Genomic DNA, 10,288 nt, shown 5'->3' on the forward strand with positions numbered 1-10,288 from the left:
ATTAACCATAATATCCCGGTCGGGCGGGTTTTTGAGATTGTCAATTATTAGCAGGTATTGTTGGCGAACCCTCCCCTACAAAAATCGATCTCGCTCGACCGGAAATGATATCACTTACTTCTGACTCCTGACTGATAGCTCCTAACAACTGCCAACTGCCAACAGTCAAAAGACTAATTTGGAGGAAAGACAATGTTTTCAGAAGATGGCAAACAATTAGGCCGCGCTCCTAACGAAATAGGTGAAGTCTACGGGGGCGTAGCTTCTAGGCAAGAAAACGAACTCAGAAAAAAAGACCGCTCTTTAGAAGTAGTCGAATCTCAAAAGCGCTCCTGTCAAACTCATGACGGTATCAATATTGCCAAGTTGCGGCAGCCTGATGCGAATAATTGGTCTACTTCTTTGCACTCGGTACTCGACCAGCCGCCAGTATATTTTCCCCAGCGGTTGATATTAGGAGGAATGGTTTTTTCCGTAGCTTTTGGAGCGTGGGCAACTTTGGGAAAAATTGACGAGGTTGGTCATGCTCAGGGTAAATTAGTTCCCAAAGGCGCTGTTTACAAAATTCACCCGACGGAGACGGGAAAAATTATTAACCTCGCTATCAAAGAAGGTCAAAAAATCAAAGCTGGACAATTATTGGCGGAATTAGACCCGTCGAATGCCGAGAGCGAGGTGGAGCGTCTCGATCAAGTTTTGGACGCTTATCGAATTCAATTGGTGCAAGAGATGAGTTCGATCGAGAGAACTAAACTGGAAGCGGAAGCTAGCCAAGCTATTGCTGCTGCTGACAAGCGGGGGGCTGAAGCTGCGATCGCCCGCGCGATCGCTTCAGCCGCCACCACGCAGTCTCAAATCGAGCAATTGCAAGCAGATTTAGTGTCTCAGCAAGCGCGCAAGCAACAGCTCAAACCTCTGGAAAAGAATGTGCAAGACTTGCTCTCGCAACTGAATACAGATATTAATTCCCAGCAAGGGCGGCGCGATGGGGTGAAACCGTTGCAACGCAAGACTCAAGAATTGCTGGCCGGGTTGCAAGCAAAAGTCGTGGCTCACAAAGAGCGGATCGCGCGTCTCAAACCTTTGGTAGATGAGGGAGCACTGTCTAAAGACGTATTGTTTCAAGCTGAGGAAGCTCTGCGAGAAAGCGAAAATGCGGTGATTAGAAGCCAGTTGGGTGAGACAACTCAGGCTGACGATCGCGCTTTTGAAGTCGAGCAAACCGTTCGCGACAGGCAAAGTGCTGCTATCAGGAGTCAACTGTCTGAGGCAACTGGGGTTAAGGAAAGGTTGTTTGAAGTCGAGCAAAATTTGCGCGATCGAACTACAGCCATTTCTAGAACCCAAGGTGAATTAACTCAACAACTGGCAGAAGTCGATCGACTGCAAGCCGAAGCCGCCAGCAAACAAGCTGCAGCGCGCCAAATGCAGTTAGAAAAAGAGCAAAAAATTCAGCAGTTGGAAATGCAATTAAATCAAGTCAAATCCAAAATTGCCGAAACCCAAACCCTGCTCGATCAAGCAAAAAATAAGCTCAAACAAAGATTTCTCTACGCACCCGTCAGCGGAGTGATTTCCGCACTCAACATTTACAACACCGGCGAAGTAGTTCAACCGGGTCAAACTATTGCAGAAATGACTCCGAATCATGCTCCTCTGGTGCTCGAAGTCAGTTTGCCGAACCGAGAAGCGGGATTTGTCAAAACCGGAATGCCGGTGCAAGTCAAATTCGATGCTTTTCCTTATCAAAATTACGGCGTGATTGAGGGAAAAGTTTTATCTATTTCGCCAGATGCCAAAACCGACGAGCGATTGGGTGTTTTTTACCGGGTAGAAGTGAGTATCGATCGAGACTCAGTGAAAGCCAAAAATCAAACCTGGAAACTCAAAGCCGGCCAAACAGCTTCTGCAGAAATTGTCATCCGCCAGCGCAGCATAGCCGACATTTTGCTTGACCCTCTCAAGCAGCTACAAAAGGGCGGCATGAGTTTGTAGAACTTAGTTAAGTGGTTGTTGTCCTTTGTCACTCTCTATACACAAAACAGGATAAAATAATGAATTCCCAATTTCACCATTCTGCCAATCATTCCCAAGTTGGAATCAAACCAGAACAATTGGATGAGATAATTTCAGCCATCCTGGCAGGAAAGTATTCTTGGGCTTGTTTTTTACTTTTGCGGTGCACGGGTTACAACCCTCTAGACTATATCCCTTACCGTACTTCCAACCGCTTGCTTAAGGAAAACAGTCAAATCAGCAAGTCGAGTAAATCGGAAACTAAGCCTGCATCGGGCAAAATTGCGGATTTAGATTATGTGGAAGTGGTGAGGGAAAAACGAGCCGGAGTTCGAGGGGGTTATGTAACTGAGGCTTTTAGCGAGTTGCACTCAGATACCAGAGGTTTTGGACTTGAAGTCAAGGAAGGGCAATATCTCTCGATGCCGAAGGTTGAGTGTTTGCCAATTCCAAGTCAAGGATTTTTTGCGGGATTTAAGACGCGCTTGTTTAATTGGGCGGGTAAGTAATTTAGTCGAGATACCGACAACCCGATCGCTAGCCTTGAGCGTACCTGTTTTTTGGTAGAAGGAGCTGCGGGCGATCGGGTTTTTGAGTATCGAACATCCGCGCTTTCAATAAATCTGCCAAAATGGCAACCTTAGCCAAATTAATTACTTTATACTCAGAAACCCGATTTTAGCTATTGTCGATTTATACTGATTCGCGATCGAGTTTAATACTGTTATTCCTCTGTTTCGGCAATACTAATCCTACTCAAGTTGATTGAGTAGCCTACCTTTTTCGTTTTCAGTACCTAGCAAAATTAATCTGCCAAAATGGCAACACAGGTATGATTAGCCTAGCTATATTAAATACAGAACAACCAAAGGTTGCTTCTAGCAAACAACTCACAAGCAAAAAGGATAAAAGCCATGATTATTTCCGATCTGAACTACTTGGAGACTGCTGAAACTTCTGATGTAGTTGGTGGTATCTTTTTCGGCCGCCTCAACTCAAATGTTTTTGCTAAACTCAATGTTAAGGAACGCTTTGACGTTGACAAAATTTACACGCAATTTGTTGACATCAAGGGCAATCTAGCGACAGCTCAATCTGAAGCTTTTGGGAAAGATACCTCCACCCAAATCTTTACTACTGTTGTAGAAGGTAAGTATTCTGCCTCCACAGGATTTTCTGCAGCTAGCTAGCATATAACTCCAATTCATCAAGTCACTTGGAAATTGGAATAAGTGGGTCGGCAGAAACAATTTCAACTATTTGATAGTAGGGCTTCAGAGCTCAAGCCCTACTAATAATTTAATACAGAGAATTGAGGTTTTCTTACATAGTTGGGTTGATTCTGACCGCCTTACTTAGTAGATGATTTACCTAGTTGATTATTTTGCTTTAAAACAAGTAATTAACTACCGCCATCTAGTTGAAAATGGAGCTTTAGGCAATTACCATCTCCCAATCAAAAATTTAGGATCTATCCAATTTTATTATCAACAAAAATTGGTTTAAAATTCATGACTGACTATAAAGTTGTTGTCAAACGCATAGTCTCACCCGATGGGAAAATTATTGCTGAGGCGAAAAGCGTAGTCGAAGCATCTGGCGATGATCGAGGTGAAATTAGTCAAAGCGTTTCTGTAAAGGTTTCATCTGCTAATAGCTCCAGCAGTTACGCCAAATCGAGTTCTAGTAGTTCTTCTTCATCTAGTTTTAGCAGCACTTCATCAACATCGAGTTCCTCTAGAATCTCTTCAATTTAATAATGAATTTAGTCTGCTAAAAACTTATCGTTATCCTGCCATGAAATATTGCTTAATCATCTCTGACTTAAGTTATTTAGAACCAATTAACGAAAGCGAAATCACAGTTGTTGTAGGTGGTGGCAATGTTTACGCTGATACATTCGCCACAACAGCAGCGGGTCGTGGATATGCGATAGCTGTTGCAGGTGGACTTGCCATTGGCAATCAAACTTATACAAATACTGTAACCAACACAACGGTTAAAGACTTGGGTAATCTTGAGTATAGTAGAGCCTATGCAACAGGCACAGCCTATGCAAACACTGGAAACCAAACTGCTTCATCTACAATTCGCAGCACTTCAATTTCATTTTTTGGGCGTTAATAATCTCACCCGATAGGAAGAGGATGGATAATGCTGGGTTTCAGACATCCTCTCAGGAGGATTAGGAGGATCTAGTCTTAACCGACAAATATGGGGAGTATAATTCGTGAGGAAAAATTATATGCAGATTGAGAAAATTGATAATTTTGAAACATTTAAGAAAATCAGAGAAAATTGGGATTCTGTATACGCTGCCGATCGTCAGGCTCACTTTTTCTTATCCTGGATTTGGTTATCTGGATGGTTGCAGATGGTGCATGAGCCGTGCTTCATATTAGCTGCAAAACCAGATACCAAAGATTCATCCTATGTTGCTTTTTTCCCTCTAAAAACTTTATTAAACCACCAGGATGGAGGCGGCTTTGAAACAGAAATCTGCATGGCAGGAAATAGCATGGCAGATTACACAGGACTTATTTGCCTGCCTGGTTATGAAGCCGAAGTAATTCCTGCTTTTGCTGCTTACATCCAGCAAAAGTTAGTATGGTCTAGTTTCAATGTAAAAAGTATTCTAGAAACAGATACACGGATGTCTCTCTTCTTGAGTAATTTCTGTACCGATTGTTTTGAAATTAGTCAAGTCCGCCTTCAAAATGTGAATGAAGAAGAACCCGATATTTATCTGGCTCCTTATGTTTCATTACCAGATGACTGGGAGCAATATCTGCAAAACTCTGTCGGTGTCAATACTCGTCAAAAAATCAGACGCTTTTTAAGGAAAGTTGACAGCTCTGATGAGTTTTATATCACCCACATTAACGCAGAAAATTGGAAATCTCATATTGAAATCCTACTCAAATTATGGGAGTCCAGATGGAAAAAGCAAAAAGGGGATACCTTTGAGGTGCTCCTGGGTTACAATCGCCTTATTTTACGTCATTGTTTTGAACATAACTGTCTGTATCTTTCGGTTCTGTGGAAAGGAGGCAGACCTTTAGGGGCGATCGCCAACTTTGTTGATTTTCAGCAAAAATCCATGCTATTTGTGATTACAGGTCGCGATCAAACTTTTAAAAATCCTCCACCGGGGCTTATCCTCCATGCTGATGCAATTCGATACGCGATTCAAAATGGATTTAAAGTGTACGACTTTTTAATTGGGAATGAGGAATATAAGTATTCTTTTGGAGCTAAAGATCGGCACCTGCAGCATATCGTAGCCACATACAAGAATGGCCAGAAGAGACAACAGGATGTTAGGGATCTTCTTCCTTTAGCAATTCAACTTGCTGTGCGGGATCATCGAGCGAACCGACTCACCAAAGCTGAGCAGGGATACCATCAGATTTTGGCAGCTCAATCAAATCATCCAGAAGCACTCTATGGACTGGGGGTGTTGATGAGGCAAAAAGGTGAGTACCAAACGGCAGAAAATTTACTGAAAAACCTGCTTCAGGTGCAGCCAAACTCTATCAAGGCTTTATTTGGTTTGGGGAATTTATATCAAACTCAAGATCGGTTATCCGACGCGATAGAATCCTATCATCAAATCCTAGCTCTACAGCCTGATGCGATCGCCGCATACAATAACCTTGGCTATGCTCTACAGCAGCAAGGCAAATGGGAAGATGCGATCGCCTACTATCAAAAAGCGCTAGAACTAAAGCCGGATTGCGTTGAAGCTGAGGTTAACTTAGCTAATGCGCTTCATGCTCAAGGAAAGCTATCCTTAGAGAAACAAGCTCATTACGCGGCAATGAACAATGATTTAGGCTCCAAATGTAAACAAGTAGGGGATTTAAAAACAGCGATCGCCTACTATCGCCAATCCCTCTCTATGAAACCAGATTTAGCAGAGGCTCACTATAATTTGGAGCGGCTGCTGCAAGAACAAGCTGAACATCAAACCGCAAGTAACTGCGAGCGAAAAACTCCCATACCTGCCTAGCCTGTAAGTGAGTTTCGATTAGTTTAAAAACAAGGAGCATTATTATGTTGATATCTGATTTGTCCTACCTCAAAAATATTTCAGAAAACGAGTTGATTTTAGGGGGTGCTGCATTGGGATTGGATGCCTTTGCAGTAGTGGACAGTGGAAACACTTTGACTGCTACAGACATTATTTTTAGAAACAAAGGTAAAGTTACGAAAGCAACGGGTACAGGAACAGCTATAGCCATTGGCACTAATCCTCTAGCTGATGTTGATGTTTACTACTCAGGCTTTGATAAAGTCCAAGTAAAAATTAAATCAGGATCGGGAGCAAACTATGCTTTTGAGACTGTTACTGTGAAGGCGATGGACTTGCCACACTAACTTTGATAGCTTGCACTGAGGGCTTAAGCCCTTTTTAGCTTTTAATTATCCCTCTTCTGTCACTTTTGGTAGAGATGATTATCCTACTCCTATTCTAATTAAAGTAGGGTGCGTCGCCGCCAGAATTCTGATTGTTTACGACTATCAATGAGCGACGCACCATACCGCTATACTCTCGCCCGAAGTGACAAAAGAGAGTTATTAACCACTACGTCAGGGGTACGAGCTGGTTTCAGCCCAGGAAAAAGCCGATCGCCCCTACTCGCTGAATGCCAATTCTAATTACTTCCCCATCATCGCAGGTGCGGGGCGATCGCGATCGCCCTGCACCTGCCATGACTCCGCATCTATTCGATCGCGATCGTATTCAAATCGGCCAAATCCGTCGCCTTAGAGGCTGATGCAAGCCCCTCCAACCGCCCTTCCAAGTCCCCTCCCATCCGGTCAACCACAGTCATCAAACTGCTGCCAAACCCCGCTCTGTCAATCAAAATTCAGGAACGGGAGCAGCGGTGTGTCGATCGGCCTTCAACACCAGCAAGGGCGCGCTCGGATACAAAGAGTGTAAACATTGAAAACTTGCGTAAGTCTGATAATTTGAAACAAATCTGCCAAATTGGCAACATACCTCTAATTAGTCCAGATATATTTAGGTAAATCGAAATAAAACACGGTTTTTGCTCATCTTTAGCAGTACGCCCTCATATTTTTTGAGTAAGGGCGAGTGCAAGGAAGGTGCAGTTTAAATTTATACAAGCCTTTTGAGAGTGATGGTGATGGCTAAATCAAATGCAAATGGCAATCTGTACCGATCGCCCAGATTGGTATTAGTAACAGTTTTATTTCGTCCTATTTTCGGGATGCACCAAGGTTCATTTATTAAAAATATTTCAGTCTTTAGTCTGAAGTCAAAACCAATTGTTTCACACTCTTTAAAATCCTACATTGGCATTCATTGAGATTGGCAATGTCAGCGCTCGTGCAAGTGCTTTTGGTCTTTACATACAGGTAAAAGGAGATAAATCGCGATGCCTCCATTAGATTCATTAGCTCCTGAGTCCTTAAATAATATTGTTGGAAACAGCAATAGTTTAAACACCTTGAATTCGTTGGCGAATAACCCTGGTGCGGGCAGCAGCAGTAGTTCCAGCACATCTAGTGCCTTTGTAGATAACAGCGGTGCAGGCAGCACCAGCAGTGCGACAGCCACTTCCCCGACGGGAAGCAGTACCAGCAGTGAGACTGCTTACGCTGCGGGGGCTACCTCTAGCAGCGGGAGTGCACAAGCGCAAACTTCTTCCGTTGCTCCGCCAACTACTAGCGCCACAGCTTCGGCTCCAGCAGCAACACCAGCGCCAACACCAGCGCCAGCACCAGCACCAACGCCCGCGCCTGAACCAGCGCCAACACCAGCGCCCGCACCCGCACCAGCACCAACACCAGCGCCCGCACCCGCACCAGCACCAGCGCCCGCACCAGCACCAGCCCCCGTACCAGCGCCAACACCAGCGCCCGCACCAGCGCCAACACCAGCGCCCGCACCAGCGCCAACACCAGCACCAGCACCAGCGCCAACACCAGCGCCCGCACCAGCGCCAGCCCCCGTACCAGCGCCAACACCAGCACCAACACCAGCGCCAACACCAGCACCAACACCAGCGCCTTCAGAGAGTAGCAGTTCGAGCGAAACGAGCTCGATCGCCAATAATCAAGGCGTTACTAACAACAGCAGCGCGACAGTAACTTCCCCCGCAGGCAGTAGCACTAGCAATCAGACAGGCTATACTCCGGGAGCTACTTCTGGCAGTGCAGAAGCAACCGCTGCTACAGGCGCTCCACCAACAACTAACATCACAACTAACATCGCAACACCAGCGCCCGCACCAGCGCCCGCACCAGCGCCAACACCGCCAACACCGCCAACACCGCCAACACCGCCAACACCCTCAAATAATGAGAATGCGGGTACGGCTGGTGGTGACAGCAGCGCGATCGCTTCTAATCCCACAGATAACAGTAACAGCAATAATTCGATCGCACTTCCCGGCAACAATACCAACAGCAGCAATGCTGAGACAACCGCGCCTCCAGAAATGGTCGCCCCAGAAAACTATCCTGCAGCATTAACTATCAGCTACGACAGCAACGGCGACGGATATTGGCTCGGCACCAGCGACAGCGATGTGATTATTTGCGGTAGCGGGAGCGATCGAATTTTTGCAGGAAGCGGCGACGATATTGTCACAGGTAACAAAGGTGATGATGCGATCGATGGAGGCGATGGAAACGACACTTTGCGGGGAGGAAAAGGTCAAGATTTGCTCAGTGGTGGCAACAGCGACGATTTTCTTTGCGGCGACTTCGGCAGCGATACATTGATTGGAGGTAGCGGCGCTGATACCTTTGCCTTGAGATCCGAAACAGGGAGTGCAGCAGCTAATCCATTGTTAGCCGATCGAGTCGTTGATTTCAATCCCGCTCAAGGCGATCGAATAGGGCTAATAGGGGGACTTTCGGTAGCAGACTTGACACTCGTCGCGTTTGATGCGGATGGTGACGGTACGGCAGACGCGACTCTGGTCAAGTTTAGTTCAAATAATGGCGATCGAATTTTAGCTGTTGTTTTGGGAACAGTTAACGCAGCGGGTGCAACAACTTTGAGCAATGCTGATTTTATTAGTTTGCCAAATGACATCTTGTAGCTAACCGTTAACCGTTAACCCCAACTACCCCGCAGGAAGCGTCCGGGGATGAAGTTAATAAATTTATATAGGTTGATAGAGAAAGATGAAGGACTTTTACGGGCCATTAATTGAAGCAAGTGAAATCATCGAACAACTCAGACAAGAGATGCAATTAAAAACATTTAGTCAAAAGGTTTTGCAGAAAAAAGTTATTGAGAAAGCAGCCAAGGAACGGGGGTTAACTGTGACTCCCGACGAAATTCAAGCTGTGGGCGACCAACTCCGCCGGGAGAAGCGTTTGGAGAAAGCCGCCGATACGATTGCTTGGCTGGTCGATCAGATGATTTCTGTAGAATATCTAGAGGCCGGAATTTGCGATCGGCTTCTCAGCCAAAAACTAGCCGAACACTTGTTTAGCAAAGAAGTAGAAAAGATTTTTGTTCAAAACAAATTGCAATTCGATCAAATAATTCTTTATCAAATAGTTGTTGCCAGCCCGCAGCTTGCTCGGGAACTATTTTATCAAATTCAAGAAGGAGAAATTAGTTTTTTTGATGCCGCTCACCTTTACGATATTGACGAAAATCGCCGGCATATATGCGGTTGCGAAGGCAAGGTTTATCGGTGGAGTTTAAAACCAGACATAGCCGTCGCCGTATTTAGCGCTAAACCCGGAGAAGTGATTCGTCCAATTGAAACAGAACTAGGATATAACTTGTTCCTAGTTGAAAAGTTTCTCCCGGCGGAATTAACCCCTGAACGGTATCAAGAAATATTGCACAATCTGTTTAACGAATGGTTGGCTAACGAGGTCAACTATTTATTGTACAATCAATCGGATAATTTACTCAGCGCGGGCGAGCCCGACGCCCATCTCCCAACAGGAAAGATGCCTATCTAACACGTGAGTACGCACGGAGTACAGAGAGGCCTAAGTGGTTTGACGCGCTACTTGTAGGGCTAAGGTGTGGTGTGCATGGAACCCCACATATAGAGGTTCTACGTAATACCAATTCACTATGAAGGTACACTAAATGTAGGCTAAAAGTAGAGGAGATGTAATATGGCCAACAAATTTAAGGTAGAAATCCAGGAAACGGTTGAGGAACTAGAGCATCGACTCGAACGGGCTATAACCGCAGTAAGTAAAGAAAAATTACTGCTATTATACTGGATTGCCACCAAAAAAATCCAAACAAGAGAAGAAT

The 10,288-nt window shown here is 45.0% G+C and carries 10 protein-coding genes; 9 read left to right on the forward strand and 1 reads right to left on the reverse strand.

The window, feature by feature from the left end:
* Positions 1-192 precede the first annotated feature (192 nt).
* The 7 genes from QUA50_RS10970 (at position 193) to QUA50_RS11000 (ending at position 6,396) form a co-directional block, all read left to right on the forward strand.
* Positions 193-1,995, forward strand: coding sequence for an HlyD family efflux transporter periplasmic adaptor subunit (locus tag QUA50_RS10970; protein WP_333263038.1), 1,803 nt, complete (start codon positions 193-195; stop codon positions 1,993-1,995).
* Positions 1,996-2,054: 59 nt separating this feature from the next.
* On the forward strand, positions 2,055-2,525 hold the full coding sequence (locus QUA50_RS10975; protein ID WP_333263040.1) for a HetP family heterocyst commitment protein: 471 nt from the start codon (positions 2,055-2,057) through the stop codon (positions 2,523-2,525).
* 405 nt (positions 2,526-2,930) lie between these two features.
* Positions 2,931-3,206, forward strand: coding sequence for a hypothetical protein (locus QUA50_RS10980; RefSeq protein WP_333263043.1), 276 nt, complete (start codon positions 2,931-2,933; stop codon positions 3,204-3,206).
* 321 nt (positions 3,207-3,527) lie between these two features.
* Positions 3,528-3,773 (forward strand): hypothetical protein, encoded by a 246-nt coding sequence (locus QUA50_RS10985; protein WP_333263046.1) that lies wholly within the window; start codon positions 3,528-3,530, stop codon positions 3,771-3,773.
* A 40-nt stretch (positions 3,774-3,813) separates the two neighbouring features.
* Complete coding sequence (locus QUA50_RS10990; protein WP_333263048.1) at positions 3,814-4,140, forward strand: TonB-dependent receptor; 327 nt, start codon at positions 3,814-3,816, stop codon at positions 4,138-4,140.
* A gap of 121 nt (positions 4,141-4,261) precedes the next feature.
* The gene (locus tag QUA50_RS10995) at positions 4,262-6,028 is read left to right on the forward strand and encodes a GNAT family N-acetyltransferase (RefSeq protein ID WP_333263051.1); all 1,767 of its coding nucleotides are present in this window, start codon (positions 4,262-4,264) and stop codon (positions 6,026-6,028) included.
* A 44-nt stretch (positions 6,029-6,072) separates the two neighbouring features.
* Complete coding sequence (locus tag QUA50_RS11000) at positions 6,073-6,396, forward strand: hypothetical protein (RefSeq protein ID WP_333263054.1); 324 nt, start codon at positions 6,073-6,075, stop codon at positions 6,394-6,396.
* Positions 6,397-6,743: 347 nt separating this feature from the next.
* On the opposite strand, the gene QUA50_RS11005 is transcribed toward QUA50_RS11000, so the two are convergent.
* Positions 6,744-6,887, reverse strand: a complete 144-nt coding sequence (locus tag QUA50_RS11005; RefSeq protein WP_333263057.1) for a hypothetical protein — start codon at positions 6,885-6,887, stop codon at positions 6,744-6,746.
* Positions 6,888-7,424: 537 nt separating this feature from the next.
* On the opposite strand from QUA50_RS11005, the gene QUA50_RS11010 reads away from it, so the two are divergent.
* Both QUA50_RS11010 and QUA50_RS11015 read left to right on the forward strand, forming a co-directional pair.
* Positions 7,425-9,098 (forward strand): hypothetical protein, encoded by a 1,674-nt coding sequence (locus QUA50_RS11010; RefSeq protein WP_333263060.1) that lies wholly within the window; start codon positions 7,425-7,427, stop codon positions 9,096-9,098.
* Between the two features lie 85 nt (positions 9,099-9,183).
* On the forward strand, positions 9,184-9,981 hold the full coding sequence (locus QUA50_RS11015; RefSeq protein ID WP_333263063.1) for a peptidylprolyl isomerase: 798 nt from the start codon (positions 9,184-9,186) through the stop codon (positions 9,979-9,981).
* The last annotated feature ends 307 nt before the right edge of the window (positions 9,982-10,288 follow it).

Source organism: Microcoleus sp. M2_D5, assembly GCF_036701935.1.
GTDB lineage: Bacteria > Cyanobacteriota > Cyanobacteriia > Cyanobacteriales > Microcoleaceae > Microcoleus.